Here is a 23657-nt window from a genome sequence, read left to right as displayed (position 1 = left end):
AGTATGAATGATCAGAAAGCCAATTATCCTGATGTACCGATTGTCTATGAGGATAACCATGTGCTTGGAGTCAGCAAGCCCGTAAACATCCCTTCACAGGAGGATGCCTCCGGTGATCCGGATATGCTCACGATTCTTAAAGATGACATCAAGGTCCGGTACAACAAACCAGGTAACGTATACCTTGGACTCGTACATCGACTGGACCGACCTGTCGGTGGTGCTATGGTATTTGCCAAAACCTCCAAAGCGGCCTCCCGCTTATCGGAGTCTGTCCGCAGCAGAAGCTTCCGCAAACTGTATGCAGCGGTAGTGCATGGCAAGCCCAAGCAGCCTTCGGGAAGACTGGTAGATACGCTGTACAAAGACAGCCGCAGCAACACGGTTCGCGTTGTCCCTAAAGGAACAGAAGGCTCCAAGGAAGCGATACTCGATTATACGGTGCTTGCGACTGAGAACGGTATGAGTCTCGTTCTAGTGGAGCTTCATACAGGGAGACCTCATCAGATTCGTGTTCAGTTAAGCCATGCAGGCTGGCCATTGTACGGTGATCAAAGATATGGCAACGGCCTTAATAAGGCAGGTCAACAGATTGCACTATGGTCGGTATTTGTCGGTTTCCCGCATCCTGTGAGCAAGGAAGAAATTAGGATTGAATCCATGCCACCGACGTTGCATCCGTGGAATCTCTTCCCTTCTGGCCGTTTGATCAGAGAGATTAAAAACTATTGATAAATCAATACAAAGCCGAGATCCGTTTCATGGATCTCGGCTTTTTTTGACATGCAGCTTAATGTGTTAACATATTTCCCTCCACATCATTATTCACTCTATACTACAAGATTGTCTCCCTCAGAAAGACAAATTTCCCCTTTACATTTTTTAGTGATTATCTAAAAATAGTTATTATAAATACCAAATGAATCCATAGTTGGGTATGTTGGGTATGGTATAGACTCTAGTAGAGTTTATATAGCAGGATTACAACTCATAGATTTCTAGGAGGTGATATCACAACTGTATACATATTAGTAAGATGATGTTCACTTGAAGCAAATTTTTATAATCCAGGGAGGTTTTGTTAATGACATTTACGTCTGGTCACAATTACAAGCGCTTTCATTTGAAGCCACTGTACATGGTTCTTGGTTTCTCATTCATGTTTATTGCTGCTATGATGATTTTTTCGAGCAGCGCCTCGGCCCACGGATATATCGAATCTCCTACAAGCCGTGCTGTTCTGTGCAAGAGCGGCGCAAATACAGACTGCGGAAGTATCCAATATGAGCCTCAATCGCTGGAAGCCCCAGGGAACTTCCCGGCTGCTGGCCCTGCTGACGGTCAGATTACAGGTGCAGGCGCTTTTCCTGAGTTGTACGAGCAAACACCAACCCGCTGGGCAAAAGTAGACATGAATGGCGGAGCCAACACATTCACCTGGCATTTAACTGCAAATCATGCGACTAAGGAATGGAAATATTACATTACGAAGAAAGGTTGGGACTCAAGCAAACCTCTCGCCCGCGCTGATCTGGAGCTGTTCTGTTACTTCGATGACGGCGGCAAGAAACCGGATGTCACAGTATCGCACACATGCAACGTACCGACAGATCGCAGTGGTTACAACCTGATCCTCGGCGTATGGGAAATTGCCGACACAGGCAACGCTTTCTACCAAGTGATTGACGTAAATTTGAATAATTCCGGAGGTGGAGATGGCAGCGATACACAGGCACCAACAGCTCCTACAAGTCTGAGTGTTACGGGTACAACAACTTCCAGCGTGTCGCTGGCTTGGAATGCAGCGAATGATAATGTAGGCGTCACCGGCTATGACATTTACAGCGGGACTGCGCTGGTTGGTAGCGTATCTGGCTCTACACTTAGCTATACAGTCACTGGATTAACTGCAAATACACCTTATACCTTCACGGTAAAAGCAAAAGACGCAGCCGGTAACGTGTCTACAGCTAGTAATAGTGTAAGCGCTACGACTACTTCCAGCCCAACCAATCCCAATCCTGGCGCAGCGGAGTGGGCAGCCAATACAGCTTATCAAACCGGAGCGTTGGTCACTTACAACGGTAACACTTACGAGTGCCTCCAGCCACATACCTCACTTGTCGGATGGGAGCCAACAAATGTGACCGCATTGTGGTCTTTGAAATAGTACGCTTGTAAAACGATTTACATAATCTTTGATCTAAATAAGAAGCCCTCTGATCTTTAGCCATTTTAGAGCTGATGGAACAGAGGGCTTTTTAGCGTAATGATTTATAAGAAAAAGGAGCTATCCTCGCAGTTAAAAACTGCTTTGGGACAGCCCCTTATCGGTGCTCTTTTATGCTATGGTAATGTCCTTTTTATGCTGAATAATCACCCTGCATCATAATAGATATTACACTTTTAGACTCTAGTTGAAAGCTTAAAATATCTGCTCCTTGCAGCTTCAAAGCCACATTCTCTGACTCCTGACCATCGTTAAACAAAACGATTGCCATCGATCCATCTGTATTTTTAAAAGCTACTGAACGAATGAGATCATTACTTGAGGAAGATGCAATGCGCAACGCTTTCGGACGTATACATTTGCTAAAATGTGCCAGCGCATAATAATCCAGCGTATACGTAAGCTCCTTGGTCTGCTGATTGATTGTCACTATACCGCGACAGGTGCTGTTTCCAAATCCTGGTACGGTTGGACCATTCTTCTCATCCAATGCCATATTCCACAATACAAGGGACTTGCTGTAATTTCTAAGAATCTCAATCCCTGTTCGAATGACATTGGAAAAAGCCTGTTCAAACGGTGGAATCCATTCCCCGCCTGATCCTTCCGTGAAATGAACCTCCTTGTCAGGAAAAGCATCAAAAACCTCCGATTGCGTTGATGGCATTCCGCCATACCAGTGCCATGCAACACCATCTACCTCCGCATTCGCTTGCTTCAGCACCGTCCGAGGATAGTCTGGCTCATCCCAGTTATGATCATAGCAGAAGATTTTGGTATCAATATTGTGCTTGACGAATTGCGGCTTCAGATGATTTTTAATAAATTCACTTTGCGCCTCGGGTAGCATGATCATGCCGGGATAATGACCCGGAGAATACAGCGCCTCATTTTGTGGAGTGACGGCATATATCGGCAGACCGCTAACGGCATACGCCTGAATATATCGTACAAAATAGCCCGCATAAACCGAATAATATTGTTGTTTCAGTTCCCCGCCAATCATTGACTCGCTTGTTTTCATCCACCCCGGTGGACTCCAAGGTGAACCCATCAGCTTGATTTCAGGATTTAAACGTATAGCTTCTTGCAGAAGTGGAATGATATCTTCTTCGTCGTGTGCAATCGAAAACCGCTCTAACTCCACATCGGTTTCACCTGCCGGTAAATCATTATAACTGTAAAAGTCCCGAGCGTAATCGGACGCTCCCATCGGGTTGCGCAATACCGACAAGCCGATCCCATCCTTCGGATCAAATAAGTTTGTCATGAGCTCCGCTCTCTGTTCCGGTTCCAAGATTTGATGAATCAAGAAAGCTGAGGAATCCGTAAAGGATGCGCCGAAGCCGTCCATCTCCTGATACGTCTGGTCCTCATCAATGGTGACCGTATTCATCTTTGCTTTCGGAGATACAGAGGATAATTGTTGCACCGTTTTCTTTACGAATAACTCTTCTTCACCATTTGATTGATAGATTGTAATGTTCAGCATGCTGTTTCCCTCCAAGGTTTCTTTTTGGCTTCCTATCCCGTGATGAAACTTATCTTTATTTCAGCCCCAGCTTTTCCTTGTTTGACTTCATCTTCTCATTGCGAACTTCCACGATTTTATCCCAGTTATTATCTTTCAGGAATGCCTTATATTCATTCAGGGCACTGTCGAATCCAGCATCATCCTTGGCACGAACCATACTTACCAGTGTTGAATTCCATTTGGTATCGATGGCGCTTAAGGCACGGGCTTCAGGAGTCCCTTGGTCAGGTTTAATATTTTCCAGAATGAAGTGCGGTTTCAATTTCCCTTTACCCCACTCTTGCAATTGCTTGATTGCATCCGGGAATGCATCTCCACTTAGCGCTTTATGACGGTCATGACCAAAGAACATGAATTCACCCATACGGTAATCTTTTTTAAAAGTATCCGGATTATTCAATTGAAGATCCTTCACCGCAGGCAAGAGCTCAACTGCACCATCCGCGTTAACTTGATAGGTCTCGCCTTCAATACCATAGTTCATCAGCATTTGTCCTTCTTCGCTTAACAAGTACGTGAAGAGCTGAATGGATTTGGCAGGATCTGCATTATTTTTAGTGATAAAGCTAATCATCCAGCCCGTGATACCAGATTGATTCAAGGTCGGCGCATTTCCAACCGTACTTTGTGGTCCATCAATAGCGATGTATTCCTTGCCTTTATTCCCACTGAAGAAGCTTTGAAGATTACCGCCTTGTTGCGGCGTTCCATCTAACAGCATCGTTGCATATTTGCCTGCTTTCACTTTTTCTTCAAAAGCTGTTCCGTCATCCGCAAAGCTATCATCACTAATAGCTCCGTTTCTGTATACGCTATTTAATGTCTTCACCCAGGATAAATAATCTTCATCCAGGTTGCGATTGTAGAATCCGCCGTTCTCATCTTCAAGCGGTACCCCAATGAAATCCTGTAACGCATCGCCGAGCGATCCGGTGCCTTGACCGACGGAGTTAAATCCAAAAGGAATCAGCGCAGGGAATTGTTTCTTGATGTCGCCAAGAACAGCCTGAAATTGTTCCGGCGTTCCCATGGTAGGCTTACCTAAAGCTTCGTAGACATCCTTGCGAATGATAAACGCGGTTTTCGCAGGGATATTACCGCTATCATAGTCTTGTTGAGTATTGGAATAGTTCGGATATCCGTAAGTCTTGCCATCTTTCAACTGGAACCAGTTTATCGTATCTTGTGCTGCAACCTTGTTGAAATAAGGATCATATTTCTCAGCAAGATCATTTAACGACAGCGCCCATGTAGCCGCTTTTTGCACAACCGGGGAATTGGCATCAAATGTCGTGATCAAATCCGGCATTTCGCCGCCGGCAAAAAACGTATTCAATTTGGTGTCGTCACCTGTAATAAATTTGATATTGATGTTCAAATCTTCTTTGATTTTTTTGGTTACAACATCCTTGCCAAAATCCGTGTTCCACCAATCGGCATTCACGTACCAAGTCAGGTCTGTCGTCTCTTCTTTTTTATCCAGCTGCCAAGCCGGTTTTTCTGGATCCGGTGTATAACGATCTTCTATTGAAATCCAGTTTTCCTTCTTCGAGCCGGAATCACCGCCCGATCCACAACCACTAACAACCAATACAACAGCCATCAATGCTGTAAGAAGTGTGAACCCCTTTTTGCCAAAAGCTTTGTTCAACTTAATCATCCTGTAACCCTCCCTTTAATAAAAGCGCTTACTTCATGACCCTGCATAAATGTTTGTCTTCTCTTTCCATCTCAAAATGAAATTTTTACTCTTTGACCGCCCCCAGCATCATTCCAGAGATAAAGTACTTTTGAAGTATTGGATACATCACAACAATCGGCAAAGTCGTAACGACAATTGTTGCTAGTTGGACCCCTTTTGTAGTCGTCTCGATCGCAACCGAGCCAATATTTTGCATGGTTTGCGTCTGTGACTGCACGATAATTTCATACAACATCATCTGTAAAGGATAGAGTGATTGATCCGTGATGTATAATTTAGTTGTCATAAAGTCATTCCATTGCCCGACCCCATTAAATAACGCAATAGTAGCCATGGCCGGCATGGAAAGAGGTATGAATATACTTAAGAAAATTCTCCAGTCTCCCCCGCCATCGATCTTCGCTGACTCTTCCAGTGAATCCGGCACATTTCGGAAGAAGTTCATCAGAATAATTACATCATAGAAACTTAAGAGAGCCGGAATAATATAAACCCAAAAGCTATTTAATAGACCGAGTGATTTGATCAATAAATAGGTCGGAATCATACCGCCTGAGAAAAACATGGTGATAACACCCATCGTGACATAGAACTTGCGGCCGCGTACGTACTTTTTACTTAAACCGTAACCAACCATGGCACAGAAGAATACGTGTGTAGCCACCCCAATCACGGTTTTGGCAACCGAGATAAAGAAAGCCTGCCATATGCTTGCATCCCTAAATACGGCCTCGTAATTCTCCAGAGAAAACTCAGTAGGCCAAAATATAAACCCGCCTTCTGCAAGGGACCTGCCCGAACTGAAGGATGAAACGATAACATTCCATAATGGCACAACGATGATAATTGTGAACATAACCAGCAAAATGATATTGATGGTATCGAAGATTCGACTATCCAGATCCCCTTTAGCTGCTTTCAAATTCACCGTAATACCTCCTCTCTGTATGACCTATAAGACGGATTGATCATCATTTAATTTGCTGGTTACTTTATTGGCCGTAACGAGTAGAATCACAGACACAATGGAGACACCTAAACCAACGGCAGTAGCATAAGAGAAGTCACCCTGTGTCATCCCCATACGATATACATAGGAGTTGATGACTTCGGCTTTCTCCCGGTTTTGCGAGTTCATCAAGACTAAGGTTTGGTCCAGATTCGAGCCGAGTAAACCGCTTACAGTTAGTATCAGATTCAAGCTGATAATCATCTTCATATTAGGAATCGTGATATTCCAAATTTGTCTGAGCCGGCTTGCACCATCTATTTTAGCGGCCTCATAGTATGTAGGATCAATTTTAGCCATAATTGCCAAGTACAAAATCGTTCCCCAGCCAGCCTCTTTCCAAATATCCGATAACGTTGCAATCCACCAATACTTATTCGGATCCAGTAAAATATTTTGCGGCTGCGAGATTAACCCTAAGCTGAGCAGAATTTCGTTTAACAATCCGGATGTCGAGAACCAGGTAATCAGCATACCACCCAAAACGATCCAGGATAAAAAGTGCGGCAGATATGAGATGGTTTGTACGAACTTTTTGAACCGTCCCATACTTACCTCATAAATCATAATCGCTAGAATAATCGGAATGACAAATCCGATCGCTAATTTCAGAAAGCTGATTCCCAGCGTATTGACTACAGAGTCCCAAAAATATTTGTCGGATAAAATAATTTTGAAATTGTCCAGGCCAACCCATGGAGCGGAATCCAACGTATCAATGACGGTATAGTTTTTAAAAGCAATCGTCAAACCGTAAATCGGTACGTAGCAAAAGATAAACATAAAAATAATGCCTGGAAGGATCATTGATTGAAGCTCCCATTGTCGCTTATAATCAACCAAGAATTCCCTCACTCTTTGCCCCCTCGGCTTTTTTCCGGTTGGCTGAACCGTTCCTGTGCCGGTTGAATGAACTGTAGCTGTTTTGCTCACCTGCTTCGCCTCCTTTTAGAACTTAAAAACCAAACAATAAAAACGTTTTTATTTTTGGCCAAAATAATGCCCAAATATCTCATTTCATTAAAAAAGCATATCCGGAATGATCATATTTCCTAATTATACTGGATCATTCCGTTCGATCTTTACATGACTTGAACCACGTACAACAAGCTCACCCGCCAATTTCTGAACCTTGCCTTGCTCTTTCTTCTGAATCATACGAACCAGATGTTCAACGACCAACATTCCCTGTCTCGCAATCTGATTTCTTACGGTGGTTAGAGGCGGTGTAAAATACTGCGCGATATCAATATCATCGAAACCTACTACACTAATGTCTTGTGGGACTTCATATCCATGGGATTTCAATGCCCGTATACATCCAATTGCACTCACGTCATTACCGGCCAAAAAAGCATTCGGCACTTTTCCAGGGTGTAGGTGAAGGAACGACTTGACGGCATTATAGGAACCTTCTTCTTCAAAATAACCCTGCAAGATATAGTCTCCATCAATCGGCAACTGAAACTCACGCAGTGCAGCTAAATATCCTTCCCTCCGCTGAACGCTATCAAACATCGTATCCACGCCAGAGATATAGGCAATTTTCTTATGTCCCAGGCTGATCAGGTATTTGGTTGCTTCATAACCAGCTATATAGGAGTCAAAAATGATGCTTCCCATCGTCTCGTTTTGAACAACACGATCCAGAAAAACCGCTTTAATTTTACCTTTTTCCATGGCAGCAATGTCTTTTGGGTTGATTTGCAATTCTTCAAATATAATGGCGCCATCCACACGCCCGCCCAAAATATTACTCATTATGACCTGCTTATCCTTCGTAACAAAAACATTCAATCCGTAACCAAGACGATCACATTCACGTGACATAGATTCAACCAGTATATAAAAATACGGCCCCGATACGCTTGTTGTAAAGAAACCGAGCATCTTGGTCTTCCCCGACTTTAACAGTTTTCCGTTTAAGTTCGGAACATAATTTAATCGCTTCGCTACGCTCAGTACATGTGATTTTGTCTCCGGATTCAATACATCTACATCATTTAATGCATTGGAAACCGTAGAAATGGAGACCCCCGCCTCTCTTGCAACGTCTTTGATGGTTACCTTTCCCATATCAATTCGCCCTTTACTATAAAAACGTTTTTATTTATAAACATAAGTTAGCATAAAAACGTTTTCAGTACAATGCTTTTTTAGAGAAACATGAAATAATTTTTTCCACTTATAACTCCTAGGAGAATTTTCTTGGCTATTCTGTGCGATTCTTAAGGAAAAAGAGCTGTCCCAGTAGTAAAAAACTACTTGTTGGACAACCCCTTTTTAACTTCCTGCCTTTGCAGGCAGGAACAGGTTTTTAGCATATAACTCTTGTTTAGCCTGCTTCCTGGGGAGCAGCGCTAACTTTCCCGAGAAGATATACAAGAAGCTGCTGATTATGGGACGAGATCCGATTTAATACATGGGACAAATAATCCTCTCTAACCTGTATTCCCCGTAATACTTCCTGACGTCCTCGATCTGAGATCGTAACCCATACAATACGTCTGTCCTTTTCATCACGTTCTCGGATGATCAGACCATTCTTCTCCATCCGGTCAAGCAGCATCGTTACCGCAGCCGGACTCGTTGCCAGATAAGGTATAAAATCAGACGGCTTCATTCTCTTTTGCTCCTCCAACACTTCGAGCACTGTGAGCTGGGCTTCGGTCAAAGCAGGCGCAAGTCCATTCTCCATATGAAGTTTATAATCCTTAGCCAGCTTGGACCATACTTTTGCAAATTCGTTCGTATGCATCGTTAACCCCTTCCTCTCTGAGAAAAATACAACTGTTCCGCTTAAATGATGACAGACTCAACACGTTGAAATTCCGGTATTTTATATGATTAACTTTCGTGCCAGCAACCTCTTTTTCCTGCTATTTTCGTTAAAAAATATAATTTCTAAGCATACGACAAATGCCGCTAAGCCTGTAATGACAAGCTTTTTCAGACATCTCACACTTTCGACAAGAGCCGCGACTCTTCACCATGAACACCGCAAAAAAAGACAGATCGCTCAATCGAGCAATCTGTCTTTTTTTATATAGTCTCTCTTAAGAATGGACATCATTATTCCATCCTCTAGTTTCCCTTTGATCAAATCCCTTTCCCTGACTACTCCCTCCTGAATAAAATTCAGCTTGCTCAATACTTTAACAGATGCATCATTCCCAGGTGTGATTGTAGCTTCAATCCTATTCAAATTCATAATATCAAACCCATAATCAATAACTGCTTCTAATGCTTCTGTTGCATATCCTTTACCCCATTTTACTTGAGCGATGTCATAACCAAGTTCTCCCCTTCTAGCTCCTTCATTAAAACTTCCCAAGCAACATGTCCCGATTAATTTATTTGTCTCTTTTAATATAATCCCCCATGTGATTTCTTCATTTTCCTCTATTTCTTTCTTGTATCTTTCTATAAATTTCAGTACTTGTTCCTTTGAGGTTACGGGGTAAAAATAATCGAATTTTGCTACCTCAGCATCACTTAATATTTCATATAACTGCTCCGCATCTCTATCCTCAACTAAACGAAGAATTAATCTTTCTGTTTCTAATATAGGAAATGGAATAAAACACTTGATTATCATCGAACTCACCTCTCCTACAATTGATACATATTATATAAGTTATTCTGTCTTGATTTTCTATGATGTTTATTTCATCTTTTTCTTATCTTAGATTATTAGATGTATTCGTGTTATTAGGCCAACCAGAATCTGGCTGACCTTATAACACAAAAGAAGACACCCGTTTCTCAAGGAGAGTCGGATGTCTTTGAAGACTTCTAATCATAAAGTAGCCATTATTCAGTTACTGTTATTCCGTCGAAGTTTGCTTCAGTTCTGGTGACAGAATTAAATCTGTGATTTCACCTTTTTTGCCCACGTCGGCAAGCAGCTTCCCAATCGACTTGCGTTCGCTAATCGGAGCTTTCTCTGAATCAAAAGCAAAAGCAGTTCCTTCGAGGCTATATGCAATAATGTGTAGCGGTTCCCGGCAATAGAAAGCTCCGGCTATGCGGCTTCCATTCGGTTTTACCCGCTTGCCTTCCTTAAATTCGAATGTGACGATTCCTTTTCCGCCTCTGCTTTGGGTCGGATAGTCGAGTAGCAAGGTACGTTTTCCGTATCCAAGATCGGTTATGGTCAGGATCTCACCTTCATCCTCCATGACCCACAGAGCGGCCATCACTTCATCTCCATCACGAAGCTGAATGCCTCTTACACCGCCGGAAACGCGGCCCATCGCATTAACCTCTTGCTCACGGAAGCGAATACTCATGCCTTCTTTAGAAATTAACATAATGTCCTTACTGCCATCGCTTAACTCTACCGTAAGCACACTGTCATCACCGGATACCTTCACGGCCGCTACAGCCCCTGCCCGTTTGGTGGCGTAATCCTTCAGCTCCGTCCGCTTCACTTGACCATGCCGGGTAACAAACACGAGAGTCTTCCCTTCCTCTTCGAAGCTGGATACCGGAATGACTGAGACGATCTCATCTTCTTTCGGAAGCTGAATGACATTCACAATCGCAGTACCGGCGTCCTTCCATTTGTATTCCGGAATTTGGTGAACCGGTAGTAGGAAGTATTGTCCCCTCTGCGTGAAGATCAGCAGGTTATCAAGGGTATTAACCTCAAGCAGACGGGTTACGTAATCGCCTTCCTTGACTCCCGAGCTATCAGGCTCACCGCCTGAGCGTGTAAATGATAGCATGCTTGTCCGCTTAATGTAACCGTCCTTGGAGAGTGTCACCAGTACATCCTCAGCGGCAACCATCACCTCAAGATTCACCTTGATTTCTTCCACTTCTTCCTGAATCAGTGAACGACGGTCGATTCCGTACTTATCACGGATTTCCATCAGCTCTTTACGGATAACGGAGATTAGCTTCTTGTCATTGTCCAAAATGGCACGCAGACCCTCGATCTTCTTCATTAGGTCATCCAATTCCTTCTGGAGTGAATGAATTTCGAGGTTCGTCAGCCGGTAGAGCTGGAGTGTAAGGATTGAATCGGCTTGGCGTTCAGTAAATCCAAACATCCATTGCAAGTTATTTTGTGCATCTTGGCGGTTCTTGGATGCCTTGATCGCCGCAATTACCTCGTCCAAAATGTTGAGAGCCTTCACGAGCCCTTCCAGCACATGAGCACGATCTTCCGCACGTTCCAGCTCGTATTGGGTTCGGAACGTGACAACTTCGCGCTGATGAGCGATATAAGCCTCTATAATGGCCTTTAGTCCAAGCTGCTGAGGTGTCTTATTTACAATGGCAACCATGTTAAAGTTATATGTGATTTGCAGATCTGTTTTTTTGAACAGATAAGCGAGTATACCGTTGGCATCCGCATCCTTTTTCAGCTCCACAACGATTCGTAGACCCTCACGTCCACTTTCGTCCCTTACCTCGGCGATGCCGTCCACCTTTTTCTCAAGGCGAATGTTCTCCATAGCTGTTACAAGACGGGCTTTAACAACCTGGTAAGGAATTTCGGTAATAACGATCTGCTGCTTACCGCCCCGCAATGACTCGATCTCAGTCTTTGAACGCAGGTAAACACGGCCTTTACCTGTTTGGTAAGCGTCCTGAATTCCGCTTCCGCCCATAATGATGCCGCCTGTCGGAAAATCAGGGCCTTTAATAAAGGTCATAATTTCATTTAGCTCGATGTCCGGCTTTTGCATGACTGCAATACAAGCGTCAATCACTTCTCGTAAATTATGAGGTGGAATTTCCGTTGCAAAACCAGCTGATATTCCGCTCGTTCCGTTAACAAGCAGATTCGGATATCGTGAAGGAAGAACAACCGGTTCCTTCGCCGTATTGTCAAAGTTGTCCTTAAACAATACGGTTCGTTTCTCAATATCCCGCAGCAATTCCATCGAAATGGGTGACAGACGCGCTTCAGTATAACGCATCGCTGCTGCTGGGTCATCATCCTGAGAACCCCAGTTGCCGTGTCCATCCACGAGAACATGTCCCATTTTCCATGGCTGCGCCATACGGACCATACCCTCATAGATGGACGAGTCACCGTGAGGATGATAATTACCCATAACATCCCCGACGGTTTTAGCGGACTTTCGATATGGCTTGTCCGGCGTATTGCCGGAATCATACATGGCGTAAAGTATACGCCGCTGAACCGGCTTCAAGCCGTCACGGACATCCGGTATTGCACGATCCTGAATAATATATTTAGAGTACCGGCCGAAACGGTCACCCACAATCTCTTCCAGAAAAGCCGGCAAAAATTGTTCTGATAAACTCATGCTTTCACCTTCTATTCCTCAAACTCTGCAAAGTTGACATTTTCAACGATCCAGCGCTTCCGGGGATCAACCTTGTCCCCCATCAGTGTCGATACCCGCCGTTCCGCTTTCGCAGCATCTTCAATCTGAACCTGCAACAGCGTCCGGGATTCCGGATTCATCGTCGTTTCCCATAACTGATCAGGGTTCATTTCACCAAGACCTTTATAGCGCTGCAATTCATACGTTTTGAACTCTTTCAAGTAATTCGCCAGCTGTTCTTCGCTCCAGGCATATCTCACTGTCTGCAGCTTGCCTGACTTACTTGAAATTTTGTAAAGCGGCGGCTGCGCGATGTAGACACGGCCGGCATCTATCAAAGGCTTCATGTACCGGTAGAAGAACGTAAGAAGCAGCACTTGAATATGTGCTCCGTCAGTATCCGCATCGGTCATGATAATAATTTTTGAATAATTGCTGTCTGAAGCCGTAAATTCAGTACCAATTCCGGCACCGATTGCAGCTACAATTGCACGGTATTCATCATTTTTCAATATATCCGCAAGCTTGGATTTCTCCGGATTCAGCGGTTTTCCCTTCAGCGGCAAAATCGCCTGTAGCTTAGAGTCACGTCCCTGCTTCGCCGAACCGCCAGCGGAATCACCTTCCACGATGAATAACTCGGTACGAGTGAAATCCTTCGATTGGGCCGGTGTCAGCTTTCCTCCCAGATTGGAGCTTTCGCTACGCTTTTTGCCGGTACGCATTTCATCCCGGGCTTTACGAGCTGCCTCACGGGCTCTGGAAGCTTGTATTGCTTTCTTTAGGAGAGTCTGTGCAATCTGCGGGTTCTCCTCCAGAAAAATTTGCATTTTCTCGGTAACGATACTGTCTACTGTACTGCGGGCCGAAGCACTGCCGAGCTGGTCCTTGGTCTGACCAACAAACTCCACCTCGGACATCTTGACGCTGATGACAGCCATCATGCCTTCACGAAGATCATTACCTTCCAGATTCTTATCTTTTTCCTTCAGGAGGTTGTTCTTACGGGCATAATCATTCATGACACGAGTATAGGCCGTTTTGAAGCCTGTTTCGTGCGTACCCCCGCCCCGTGTCGGAATTGAGTTTACGAACGAAGCCAACGTTTCGGTATATCCTGCGTTATACTGCAGAGCAATCTCTACTTCAACTTCTTCCTTTTCCGCATAAAAGTGAATCACTTCATGCAGAACGTCTTTACCTTCGTTCAAAAATTCAACGAATTGGCTGGCTCCGCCTTCATAGATGAATTCATCGTTGTTACCGCTGCGCTCATCCTTCAGCACGATCCGCAGGCCCGAGTTCAGAAATGCAATTTCCTGAAGCCGTTCTGCAAGCGTGTCATAATTCAATTGAATTCCTGAAGGGAAGACACGGGCGTCCGGTTTAAACGTTACCTTCGTACCTGTCTTGTTCGTATTGCCTATGATTTCAAGCCCGCTTACCGGCTCTCCAACATGCTCAATACCTTTTTTATCCTGCCAATATTCAAAACGCTGACGGTGAACTTTACCATCACGGTATATTTCCACCTCAAGCCATTCAGACAGCGCGTTCGTTACCGAAGCACCGACGCCGTGAAGACCACCGGATTTTTTATATCCCGATCCGCCGAATTTACCGCCGGCATGCAAAATCGTGAACACGACCTGTGGTGTCGGAATACCGGTTTTATGCATCCCCGTAGGGATCCCCCGACCGTTGTCATATACTGTAATGGAACTGTCTTTGTGTAAAGTGATGTCTATTCTCGAGCAGTACTTCGCAAGATGCTCATCGACCGCATTATCTACGATTTCCCACACCAGATGATGCAGACCTGACGAGCTTGTGCTGCCTATGTACATGCCTGGCCGTTTGCGTACCGCAACAAGGCCCTCGAGCACTTGAATGTCGTCAGCATCGTATCCCGAGCGGCCATCTGGGCCGTTCTGTGATGACTCTGCAAACCTATCGATCTGTTCGACCATTCATGCTCCTCCTTCATATTTCGCTTATACCGGGGCTGTTTCTCCCCAAAATGCAAACAAATGTTTTGTATACCTCGTCCATTTTAATTCAAAATGTCCCGTTTCGTAAAGACGGTGAATGAAATGATTACTGCCACAGCAGCCCAAACCGCCAGAACGCCAAGGGAAAAATTAAGTGTCATTCCTTCAATCGGAGGCAAATTTCCTGCTAAATAATCTGTGAGTTTCAGATTAACCATAAATAAATATTTGGCGCTATTCCAAGCGGATGCCATATTCATTAATATCGTACCTGCAATCAACGCAGCCATCATGACGACAATACTCGCCGCTGTACTGCGAACAAGCACAGACACCATAAATGCCAGCATCGCCACTGCCAGACTGACAAACCATATCAGTCCTCCTTGCATGAGTAAATACTTCCACTGGGGAACTGCATGAACAGCAGACATATCGACGTCTGAGCCTACAATTTTGAACCCGGTAAACACCGGCAGCTCAAATCCTTTATAACCGAAAGCTAGACCGGATATCAAGTATGCGATTATAAATGTCGCCATAATGATCAGCGAGACGAACATAACCAAGGCGATCAGCTTGCTGAGCAGTACTTTCCACCTCTTCACAGGGCGGGTCAGCAGCATTTTGATCGTACCGGTTGTCCGTTCCCCTGAAACAATATCGGAAGCTATAGCCATAATAAGCAGCGGGATAAACAAAGACACAGCGTTGTTCATAAATTCCCGGGTAAAATTAACAGCGTTCGGCTCATTCGGATTGATATCATGCTCCAAATAATATTGCATCTGCTGGATAAATATTTGTCGATACCTCTTCCACTCTTCCGGCACCCTGTCGCTCCCTAGAGAGTTCTCGTTATCCGTAATCCGCTGCTGCAGCTCTAGACGCCAGTCTCCGTTAAATTTACCCTGACTGCGTTCTGCTGACTTCATCTGCGCGTATGTAAACATCGGCACCAGAACAAGCAGCACCAACAAAATTACGTAAAAACGTCTTTTCTTAACGATTTTAATCGTTTCGTTCTTCACAAGCGGCAGTATGTTACTCAATGCTCTCACCTTCCGTCATCTGAAGGAATAGCTGTTCCAGTGTTGGATTAATGCGACTAACGCCCCGGACTTCCACTCCTGCTGAAACCAGCTGCTTTACTGCAGAAGCCGTGTCTTCTTCTTGAATGCGGGTAACCACCGCGCCCTGCGGCATTCCAGCGAGTATTGAATCATCCAGCAATACCTCCGGGTTATCCATCACTTCACAGCGCTGCAGCTTCCGAAGAACCGAATCACCCGCATCTGCAGGATGCAAATCCCACACCACATATCCCGTGCTGCCTGAAATAAGTTCCTCTACGCCGCCGACCGCTAAAACTCTACCCCGGCTTATGATCGCCACCCGGTCGCACAATAGCTGGATCTCACTGAGCAAATGACTGGATACGAATACTGCCAAGCCTTCCCTGGCAAGCCTTTGAATAAACTCCCGCATCTCCTTGATTCCTTTCGGGTCCAGACCGTTCGTCGGCTCGTCCAGAATCAGGAGCTTCGGTCTGCCCAAGAGTGCCTGTGCGATACCAAGCCGCTGGCGCATACCAAGCGAATATGTACGGACCTTGTCATGTATCCGTTTGTCCATCCGGACAATATCAACAACTTCGCGGATACGATCCTCATCAATGCCCGGCTGCATACGAGCGAAATGTTCGAGATTTTCCCATCCGGTTAAATAGGTGTAGACCTCAGGATTCTCAACAATAGAGCCGATATAGCGAAGCGCCTGCTCTTGCTGCCGGTTCACATCAAAGCCACACACTTTGATGATTCCCTCTGTAGGCTTTATGAGATCGACCAGCATGCGAATTGTTGTTGTCTTACCCGCGCCGTTCGGTCCGAGAAAGCCGAAAATCTCTCCCGACCTGACATTAAAGGTGACGTCCTGTATAATCCATTTTCGTCCGATTTTCTTTTTCACATGCTGCACTGACAGTACAATGTCCTGCTGTTGATCTGTGACCATCCCTTCTACTCCTTTCACATCACACTAGAGGATGCCTTGCGAAATCCGTTCAGCAATCGCCTGATAGCCATTGCTATTCGGATGAAAATGATCAGAGGATAAATAAACATCCAGTTTTCCTTGAAACAGATCAAAAGTCGGAACCATCATCATATTAGGGTCCCTATTCACAACTTGCTGTGCCGCATGGTTCCAAGTTGAAACAGCGATATTCCCAGGCAGAAGCAGTTCTTTTAGGTCTGAAAAAGGATGATAGAGACCGATATAAACAACTCTCGCCTCTGGATTAATCACCCGGATCTGCTCTAAAATTTGTTTCAAGCGTTCCGTTGCCTGGGGCACCGCCTCCATGAACTGCTTCGGATCCAATTCGACCTCGCCAGCCTGAGCGTTCTCCAACAGACCGCTTCCCTTAAATAAGTCATTGCCTCCAATAGACAGAAGGATGAGGTCTGCCTGCTGCAGCGCATATTGTATGCCCTTTTCTTCCAACTTCGGCAAAAGTGCCTCTGTGGTCAAGCCGTTAATAGCAAGATTGTTAAGAAGTTCACTTTGGCGTCCGTTGTCATTCAATATTTGAATGCTTCGGCGCACAAAACCACTTCCCGTATTGTCGCCCGTACCTTTCGCCAAGGAATCTCCAATGGCAGTGACCTTTAATTGTTCTGGTAAAGGAGGAAGCACTTTGGCTTCAGCGTCCTTTTCTGGTGCCGATTCGGGCGTATTCACAACTGTATCACCCTCAATCTGAGCGGGAGCCGATGGTTTAGCGGAAGACGGAGCCGCCTGAGGCGAATTAATATCTTGAATGGCATAAATAAAACCAACAAAAAGAACAATAGTAACAATGACGGAGACCGATGCGGTAATCCGCCATATCCATTTTGAAGAATTCAAGAGGATCCTCCCCCGGTTAAATGATTGATGACAACTTCTACTATAGTATTTCGGCCAACTCCATGACTATATGTACATAAACATAAAACTTCTATGTGAAATTTGCAAATGAGTTGGACTTTAATACATCCATGCACAAAAAAACAGGAGGTAATCCCTCCTGCTCTTTATACTATAATCTGAATTATTTCTGACTGATGAATTCCTGTACCCAGTAACCGTTATAGTAACCGACACCGATCATCGTAAAGTTAGGAGACATGATGTTTTTACGGTGACCTTCACTGTTCATCCAAGAATTCATCACTTCCTCCGGCGTACGCTGACCCTTAGCGATATTCTCACCAGCATAACTGTAAGAGATACCGTATTGCTTCATCATATCAAGTGGAGAACCATAGGTTGGGGAAGTATGATCAAAATAATTGTTATTATTCATATCTTTAGCCTTGTCTACAGCCATACCTGTTAGTTTTTCATTAACAGTCAAAGCTTTTAGACCGGCTTTTGCACGTTCTTTATTCACAAGAGTTACAACTTGGCTTGCAAAATTAGATTTATCTGTCGTATTTGCAGGTGTTGACGGCTTCGATGGCTGTGCCAGCTCTGCAGGCTTACTGGTCGATGGTGTAGAAGTTGATGGTTTTTCCACTGCTGGAGTTGACGGTTTTTCCGGTTGCGGTTTGAAATCCGGTTTTTGAACAACGCAATTTAAGTTCCCACCCCAGCCTTGACTTTCCAAGAGTTGTTGGATCTTTTGCTGCCAGCTCTGTGCACTTTCTGTCGGTGTTGCTGCAGATGCAGATGCAGGAAGCATAATACCTACGGACAAAACGGCTACGAAACCAGTGCTAACTATCTTTTTTATCATCGGTTTTTTCATGAATTTACATCTCCTTATAGTAAAAAAATTAGTTACATTTTTGTAATCAACCGCAAACACAGTGTAACATGTTTGAAACCTCAAGCCACCCTTCAAATCTTGGAAATGAATTTGCGGGCAACGCAAAAAAAGGCTAACCACCAACAAAAAACGTTGGAAGATAGCCTTAACTACGGCTTGAGCTAACTACACCTCGTAATTTACTACGTAGTTTTGAAGCTCCGTATTGTAATAGCCAATACTGTATTCTCTCACATTTCCCTGCTCATCATAGGAATAACGCGATCTTTTCAACAACGGCTTTCCTGTGCTGATCTGAAGCATCGTCGCTATGTGCTCCGGAGGAGCAGCCACATCAAACTCATCTCGCAGTTTATCCAGTGAGATGTTCTGATCCTCCAGCAAGCCATACAGTGATTGGGCGTTTAAATCCGACAGATCCAAATCACCGATCGTATTTGTCAAATAGTGCGTATAATAAATGTAGGGAACATCATCCAGTAAATACACACGCTCCAGCCTAAGGCAGCTCTCGCCAAACAAACGATGAGGCTCCGTACCCGCTTCGGTCTGCTCCATTTCGGCACGTAGCCATTGCTTTTGAATCTGATGTCCTTCTTCAACCAGAATCTCTGTGAATCGTTTCCATTTGGATAGTTTGGATGTGGACGTAATACGAATCACTTTTGTCCCTTTACCACTCCCCTTCTCCAAATAACCTTCCTGAACAAGTTCTTGAATGGCACCCCTGACCGTAATTTTGCTCACACCAAATTCCTTCTCCAACTGAGGTTCGGAAGGAATTTGGGTTCCGAGCGGATAAACGCCGTATAGGATACGATCCTTTAATATATTTTTGATTTGCAAATATAAGGGCCTATCTTTACGGGATAAGCTCACAACTTTCCACTACCTTTCTACATCGCCTACAGATTCGGTCATTGCCCGGACGATCTCCATTTCCGATGCCATAGGAGTATCCCCGGACACAGTGTGCGCCAGCATGCTGGCTGCCGCTGCAAACCGTACAGTCTTTTCCGGTGGGAATCCTTCCATCTCACCATGAATAATTCCGCTCGCAAAGGCATCTCCAGCACCTATTCTATCATAGACGGAAAACGTAAGCTGATCAGAAAAGCTGAAGCATTCATTCTTGAATAAAAATCCGCGCAGTGTATGCGTATTATCGTTGTTGATGGACCGGTGTGTTCCTGCAATGACTTGAACCTGATACTGCTTCGCAACCGCAGGAATCAGCTCCATAAGCTGCTCTCTACGATCCGTTTTCTCTGTAACCATTCCAAGCGTATAAATAGCGTCTTTTTCATTCATAATGACAATATCAGAGAGGTGAAGCATTTCCTCATAATGCGGTTTGGCCTTCACATACCCATCCTCCCCCCAAAGGGAGGGACGGTAGTTGCAATCAAAGATTACACTTCCGCCACGCTGCTTAACAGCTCGGGCCAGAGACTTTATATGATGACGGACACCATCATTCATCGCCAGTGAGATTCCGCAGAAATGTACTGCATCAATCTGAGCTGCAATATCGTCATAATCATACTCTCCGACCAGAGCTGTATTAAAGCTGCTCTCCAAGCGGTTACTATACGTTACTCGGCTCGGCCGAACGCCAAAACCGTTCTCCAAAAAATACATTCCCAAATAATTGCCGCCCCGATGAATTAAAGATGAGGCAATGCCCAATTTTCTTAAATATGCTGCTGCTGCGTCCCCTAACGAATTTCCGGGCAAACGGGAAACGAGGTGCCCTGTATGCCCAAAGCGCGCCAAAGCGGAAACAACGTTTACGCCGGTGCCGGAGAATGTATAGTTCAATATGTTACTCTGTGACAACAGATCATATCCGGGCACTTGGAGCCGCATCATAACCTCTCCGAAAGCTGCAATTCTCTTAGGCATAATCATCCGCCAACTTTTTCATAATTCCAACCAGTTCACGAACATCTTCAATATTGGTTTTACCTGTTTCCGAGTCCATAATTGAAGTATACACATGCGGAATGACCTTATGCACGCCGGCTTCCAGAGCAATTCGGAGGATAGGTTCAAAATTTTCCTTATCAATACCACCGGTAGGCTCCAACGCAAATCCTTCTTCAGCACAAGCTTTCGCGATAGCACGGAATTCATCTTCACGGCTTAATCCCTGCATTGGGAAATATTTCAATGCATTACCGCCCATATCACGTACAAGAGCTATCGCCGACTTAATCGGTACCACGGCATGTTCGCTATGTGTGGAACTAATCGGACCCGTCGAGATATTTACAAACCCAGGTCGTCCGGAAGGAGACACCAAGCTGTTAATCCAGCTATCCTGATCACCCAGGTTGGCCCGTGTCGCTCCTACAGCTGGAAACACCTGATTAATATGACTGCCAGGATAATGTTTAGCAATTTCAGCTACCATTGCCGCCTGACGATTGTCGCCACCGCCAAGTCCGATGGATACAGCATCATCTATTTCCTTTCCGTACATTTTCATTGCAGTTACGGCTTCTTCAACAGAAGCGTAATCTTTGGATAATACGCCGACCAGTACATATCCCTCTGCCGCTTCAAATATGTCTTTAGCGTTCTCAATACCTTTGGTTAATACATTCAATGCAACACGGTCTCTATAAAAACGCTTTGATATTTGTGACATATTACTTTCCCCCTGCTAATTCACGTATTTTGGATTGTATAACAACAATATCATCACCCATAAGCGAACGTGGGTCGATATCGAAATAACCTTGCCTTACACCGTAATCCCGCGTGTAGATCGCGATCTCTCCATTTTGGAGTCCCTCCGCGATTTCCTTCGCCGTTGTTCCTGTCTGAACCGGATCAATCTGAACCCTTGCGCGATAGATAGCTCGGCCGGCTTCGTCTTGCACAATCGATACTCGCACACCTGGAACTTCATTTAGTGGGATCAGCTTCTGAAGCTCATCTTTTTCCTGCTCACTGTTATCTTTTTTGACGATATATTCATCGAGTGCCTGCAGCAGCCCAAACGTTGACTCCTTGCCGACCTTCATGCTGCGTCCGATTCCGTGAAGCTGTACCTTTAACCATTCAATATAAGTCCGCTTCCCGCCAACAATTCCTGATGTTGGACCTTCGATGGCTTTAGACCCGCTGTAAATCGCTAGATCGGCGTATTTCACGTATTTTTGGATATCCTCCTCTGCTGCCGCATCAACAATCAGTGGAACGCCTTTACGCTGTGCAACTTCCCACGCTTCTTCTACAGAGATCATGTTTTTTTGGACAGCATGGTGCGATTTCACATAAAGAACAGCCGCAGTTTTGTCCGTTATGGCATCTTCGATATGTTCTGTCCGGCCTTCATTGGCATAACCGACTTCGACTAACTTTCCACCGCCCAAATAAACCATCGTTTCAACGGGAGCTCCATACTGCACGTTATGACCTTTAAGAATGATAATCTCGCTTTTGTAAATATCCTCCTGGTGAAGACGTTCGCTTAGGCGGCGGTTTCCACGTGTAACGATAGCAGCTACAGAGAGCGCGATACCGCTGGAAGCCGAGTTTACAACGACAGCTGCCTCTGAACCGAGAATACGTGCTATGTAATCGCCTGCTTTATCAACTAAATCTGCAATTTCTACATAGCTTTGTCCGCCCTGCTTCATCGCCTCCATCACGGTATTCGTCGGAGCAGACACCCCCAGTATACTCATGCGTCCACTGGCATTAATGACCCGTTTAAGACCGTACTTCGCATTCAATGAATTCCCCATCGACAATCACTCCCTTTGCTTCAATGGCTTGATTCGTAACTCTGCGTTCCCCTTCGGAATCGATGAGCTCGACTGTTTTATTGTCCAGCGTAAACAGTGTCAAATTTGCACGGTCACCTACCTGAATTCGCCCAAGCTCCGGTTTACCCAGCCAAGCGGCTGCGTGTGTGGTGACAGCAGCAATGGTTTCTTCAAGGGAGTACCCCAAGTACAAAAATTTGGAAAGAACATTTCCCATACTGAACACTGGACCATTCAGTCGATTTCCCCTGTAAATGTCCGTGCTGATCGTATGCAATCCAATACCGTGCTGTTTAGCTGCTTCAGCCACTTTAAAGGAAAAACTGGCTGTACCGTGACCAACATCAAGGTGAATCCCTCTGCCAATCGCATCGCTGAATTCCTGAAGGGGTCTGCCTTCAGCATCGAACAGATTATTCTTCTTTCCATTAAGGTAATGTGTAATTACATCATTTCGCTGTAAGAGAGAAATTACCTCCCGTATATCCGGAGGTCCTGATCCGATGTGAACCATTAACGGCATCCCTGTATCGTAGGAAAGTTCCCGAGCTATACGGAGCGGCTCTACCCCGCTTGCACCAACCACACTTCTGCTGATCCGCGCTTTTAACCCTACAATGAAATCACTGTGAGCTTGGACCGACTGTTTGACTAATTCCCGATCAAGCCATTCGAGATTCGATAATTCGTCGATTCTGACCAATCCGATGCGCGAAATGTTTAAAAATGCATATACTCGGGTCTTTGCCTGTTCTCTGTGTGCAGCCAATTCGGAAATTCGATCGGCACCACAGCTTCCGGCATCCACAATCGTCGTGACACCCTGCTTAATTCCAATCTCATCCATCTCATCGCCGTAGGGATCAAACTCAGGAAAAGCATGAACGTGCATATCAATCCAACCGCTGGACACATAGGCACCGCAACCATCCACAACATGCGTTCCGTATCCCTCTCCGGCAGAAGTGATTCCGGCAATTTTTCCATTCTCGATCTCAATATCAATCTCTTCTCCGTTTACGTGTTTTACGCGACGTAGTACGAATTTTTCATTCACTGTTCTCACCTTTTTATGATATAACGTTATAATGTTTACGATAGCACGGGAGTGGCGTATTGTAAATCAAAACATTATAATGTTTGAAATTCTTCACATTATCCTTCAAGCTGTAAAATAACAAAAACGACTTGCCTTCAACTGTTGAAGAGCAAACCGTTCCTGCGATGACTATGTATCCTGTGAAAAAAGAGAAGCCCGATCCCAAAGGTCAGGAGCGGGCTGGAGAA

At 44.9% G+C, this 23657-nt stretch carries 20 protein-coding genes; 2 read left to right on the top strand and 18 right to left on the bottom strand.

The window, feature by feature from the left end:
* Nucleotides 1–3: 3 nt before the first annotated feature.
* Both MNQ98_RS11660 and MNQ98_RS11655 read left to right on the top strand, forming a co-directional pair.
* The gene (locus MNQ98_RS11660) at nucleotides 4–732 is read left to right on the top strand and encodes an RluA family pseudouridine synthase (protein ID WP_241933310.1); all 729 of its coding nucleotides are present in this window, start codon (nucleotides 4–6) and stop codon (nucleotides 730–732) included.
* Between the two features lie 352 nt (nucleotides 733–1084).
* Nucleotides 1085–2170, top strand: coding sequence for a lytic polysaccharide monooxygenase (locus MNQ98_RS11655; protein WP_481856748.1), 1086 nt, complete (start codon nucleotides 1085–1087; stop codon nucleotides 2168–2170).
* A 193-nt stretch (nucleotides 2171–2363) separates the two neighbouring features.
* Here the strand turns inward: MNQ98_RS11655 and MNQ98_RS11650 are convergent, their stop codons facing one another.
* From MNQ98_RS11650 to MNQ98_RS11565, 18 genes are all read right to left on the bottom strand, one after another.
* Nucleotides 2364–3722: a glycoside hydrolase family 30 protein gene (locus MNQ98_RS11650; RefSeq protein WP_241933309.1), complete on the bottom strand. Its 1359-nt coding sequence runs from the start codon at nucleotides 3720–3722 to the stop codon at nucleotides 2364–2366.
* 55 nt (nucleotides 3723–3777) lie between these two features.
* On the bottom strand, nucleotides 3778–5424 hold the full coding sequence (locus MNQ98_RS11645; protein WP_241933308.1) for a type 2 periplasmic-binding domain-containing protein: 1647 nt from the start codon (nucleotides 5422–5424) through the stop codon (nucleotides 3778–3780).
* 85 nt (nucleotides 5425–5509) lie between these two features.
* Nucleotides 5510–6394 carry a carbohydrate ABC transporter permease gene (locus MNQ98_RS11640; RefSeq protein ID WP_208914445.1) on the bottom strand — a complete coding sequence of 295 codons (885 nt, stop codon included), beginning with the start codon at nucleotides 6392–6394 and terminating at the stop codon, nucleotides 5510–5512.
* Nucleotides 6395–6418: 24 nt separating this feature from the next.
* Nucleotides 6419–7408, bottom strand: a complete 990-nt coding sequence (locus tag MNQ98_RS11635; protein ID WP_241933307.1) for an ABC transporter permease — start codon at nucleotides 7406–7408, stop codon at nucleotides 6419–6421.
* A gap of 123 nt (nucleotides 7409–7531) precedes the next feature.
* Nucleotides 7532–8551: a LacI family DNA-binding transcriptional regulator gene (locus tag MNQ98_RS11630; RefSeq protein WP_241933306.1), complete on the bottom strand. Its 1020-nt coding sequence runs from the start codon at nucleotides 8549–8551 to the stop codon at nucleotides 7532–7534.
* A 259-nt stretch (nucleotides 8552–8810) separates the two neighbouring features.
* Nucleotides 8811–9233 carry a MarR family winged helix-turn-helix transcriptional regulator gene (locus MNQ98_RS11625; protein WP_208914448.1) on the bottom strand — a complete coding sequence of 141 codons (423 nt, stop codon included), beginning with the start codon at nucleotides 9231–9233 and terminating at the stop codon, nucleotides 8811–8813.
* 261 nt (nucleotides 9234–9494) lie between these two features.
* Complete coding sequence (locus MNQ98_RS11620) at nucleotides 9495–10073, bottom strand: GNAT family N-acetyltransferase (protein ID WP_241933305.1); 579 nt, start codon at nucleotides 10071–10073, stop codon at nucleotides 9495–9497.
* Nucleotides 10074–10302: 229 nt separating this feature from the next.
* Nucleotides 10303–12762: a DNA gyrase subunit A gene (gyrA, locus tag MNQ98_RS11615; protein ID WP_241933304.1), complete on the bottom strand. Its 2460-nt coding sequence runs from the start codon at nucleotides 12760–12762 to the stop codon at nucleotides 10303–10305.
* Between the two features lie 11 nt (nucleotides 12763–12773).
* Nucleotides 12774–14753 (bottom strand): DNA topoisomerase IV subunit B, encoded by a 1980-nt coding sequence (gene parE / locus MNQ98_RS11610; protein WP_241933303.1) that lies wholly within the window; start codon nucleotides 14751–14753, stop codon nucleotides 12774–12776.
* Between the two features lie 83 nt (nucleotides 14754–14836).
* Nucleotides 14837–15826, bottom strand: a complete 990-nt coding sequence (locus tag MNQ98_RS11605) for an ABC transporter permease (RefSeq protein WP_241933302.1) — start codon at nucleotides 15824–15826, stop codon at nucleotides 14837–14839.
* The gene (locus MNQ98_RS11600) at nucleotides 15819–16790 is read right to left on the bottom strand and encodes an ABC transporter ATP-binding protein (protein ID WP_241933301.1); all 972 of its coding nucleotides are present in this window, start codon (nucleotides 16788–16790) and stop codon (nucleotides 15819–15821) included. Before MNQ98_RS11600 ends, MNQ98_RS11605 begins: the two co-directional genes overlap by 8 nt.
* 24 nt (nucleotides 16791–16814) lie before the next feature.
* On the bottom strand, nucleotides 16815–17687 hold the full coding sequence (locus tag MNQ98_RS11595; protein WP_241933300.1) for a GDSL-type esterase/lipase family protein: 873 nt from the start codon (nucleotides 17685–17687) through the stop codon (nucleotides 16815–16817).
* A gap of 184 nt (nucleotides 17688–17871) precedes the next feature.
* Nucleotides 17872–18570, bottom strand: coding sequence for a CAP domain-containing protein (locus MNQ98_RS11590; RefSeq protein WP_241933299.1), 699 nt, complete (start codon nucleotides 18568–18570; stop codon nucleotides 17872–17874).
* A 186-nt stretch (nucleotides 18571–18756) separates the two neighbouring features.
* On the bottom strand, nucleotides 18757–19470 hold the full coding sequence (locus MNQ98_RS11585; RefSeq protein WP_208914459.1) for a GntR family transcriptional regulator: 714 nt from the start codon (nucleotides 19468–19470) through the stop codon (nucleotides 18757–18759).
* 9 nt (nucleotides 19471–19479) lie between these two features.
* The gene (locus MNQ98_RS11580) at nucleotides 19480–20496 is read right to left on the bottom strand and encodes a sugar kinase (protein WP_241933298.1); all 1017 of its coding nucleotides are present in this window, start codon (nucleotides 20494–20496) and stop codon (nucleotides 19480–19482) included.
* Nucleotides 20489–21244, bottom strand: a complete 756-nt coding sequence (gene dagF, locus MNQ98_RS11575; protein ID WP_241933297.1) for a 2-dehydro-3-deoxy-phosphogluconate aldolase — start codon at nucleotides 21242–21244, stop codon at nucleotides 20489–20491. Before dagF ends, MNQ98_RS11580 begins: the two co-directional genes overlap by 8 nt.
* Nucleotide 21245: 1 nt before the next feature.
* Entirely contained in the window at nucleotides 21246–22349 is a 1104-nt protein-coding gene (locus MNQ98_RS11570) for a DgaE family pyridoxal phosphate-dependent ammonia lyase (RefSeq protein ID WP_241933296.1), read from the bottom strand.
* Nucleotides 22315–23427: an amidohydrolase/deacetylase family metallohydrolase gene (locus MNQ98_RS11565; RefSeq protein ID WP_241933295.1), complete on the bottom strand. Its 1113-nt coding sequence runs from the start codon at nucleotides 23425–23427 to the stop codon at nucleotides 22315–22317. The genes MNQ98_RS11570 and MNQ98_RS11565 overlap by 35 nt, the downstream gene beginning before the upstream one ends.
* Nucleotides 23428–23657: the final 230 nt, after the last annotated feature.

Origin of the sequence: Paenibacillus sp. N3/727 (assembly GCF_022637315.1) — a bacterium.
In the GTDB taxonomy this organism is placed as follows: domain Bacteria; phylum Bacillota; class Bacilli; order Paenibacillales; family Paenibacillaceae; genus Paenibacillus_AQ; species Paenibacillus_AQ uliginis.
Note: the sequence above shows the minus strand (reverse complement) of the source record. Positions and strands in the feature narration are given on the sequence as shown.

Excerpts from the sequence above, each read along its gene's own strand:
- dagF (WP_241933297.1), bottom strand. The coding sequence starts at position 21,244 with ATGTCACAAATATCAAAGCGTTTTTATAGAGACCGTGTTGCATTGAAT.
- MNQ98_RS11590 (WP_241933299.1), bottom strand. The coding sequence starts at position 18,570 with ATGAAAAAACCGATGATAAAAAAGATAGTTAGCACTGGTTTCGTAGCC.
- MNQ98_RS11645 (WP_241933308.1), bottom strand. The coding sequence starts at position 5,424 with ATGATTAAGTTGAACAAAGCTTTTGGCAAAAAGGGGTTCACACTTCTT.
- MNQ98_RS11660 (WP_241933310.1), top strand. The coding sequence starts at position 4 with ATGAATGATCAGAAAGCCAATTATCCTGATGTACCGATTGTCTATGAG.
- MNQ98_RS11600 (WP_241933301.1), bottom strand. The coding sequence starts at position 16,790 with ATGGTCACAGATCAACAGCAGGACATTGTACTGTCAGTGCAGCATGTG.
- MNQ98_RS11580 (WP_241933298.1), bottom strand. The coding sequence starts at position 20,496 with ATGCCTAAGAGAATTGCAGCTTTCGGAGAGGTTATGATGCGGCTCCAA.
- MNQ98_RS11625 (WP_208914448.1), bottom strand. The coding sequence starts at position 9,233 with ATGCATACGAACGAATTTGCAAAAGTATGGTCCAAGCTGGCTAAGGAT.
- MNQ98_RS11655 (WP_481856748.1), top strand. The coding sequence starts at position 1,085 with ATGACATTTACGTCTGGTCACAATTACAAGCGCTTTCATTTGAAGCCA.
- MNQ98_RS11570 (WP_241933296.1), bottom strand. The coding sequence starts at position 22,349 with ATGGGGAATTCATTGAATGCGAAGTACGGTCTTAAACGGGTCATTAAT.
- MNQ98_RS11620 (WP_241933305.1), bottom strand. The coding sequence starts at position 10,073 with ATGATAATCAAGTGTTTTATTCCATTTCCTATATTAGAAACAGAAAGA.
- parE (WP_241933303.1), bottom strand. The coding sequence starts at position 14,753 with ATGGTCGAACAGATCGATAGGTTTGCAGAGTCATCACAGAACGGCCCA.
- gyrA (WP_241933304.1), bottom strand. The coding sequence starts at position 12,762 with ATGAGTTTATCAGAACAATTTTTGCCGGCTTTTCTGGAAGAGATTGTG.
- MNQ98_RS11650 (WP_241933309.1), bottom strand. The coding sequence starts at position 3,722 with ATGCTGAACATTACAATCTATCAATCAAATGGTGAAGAAGAGTTATTC.
- MNQ98_RS11630 (WP_241933306.1), bottom strand. The coding sequence starts at position 8,551 with ATGGGAAAGGTAACCATCAAAGACGTTGCAAGAGAGGCGGGGGTCTCC.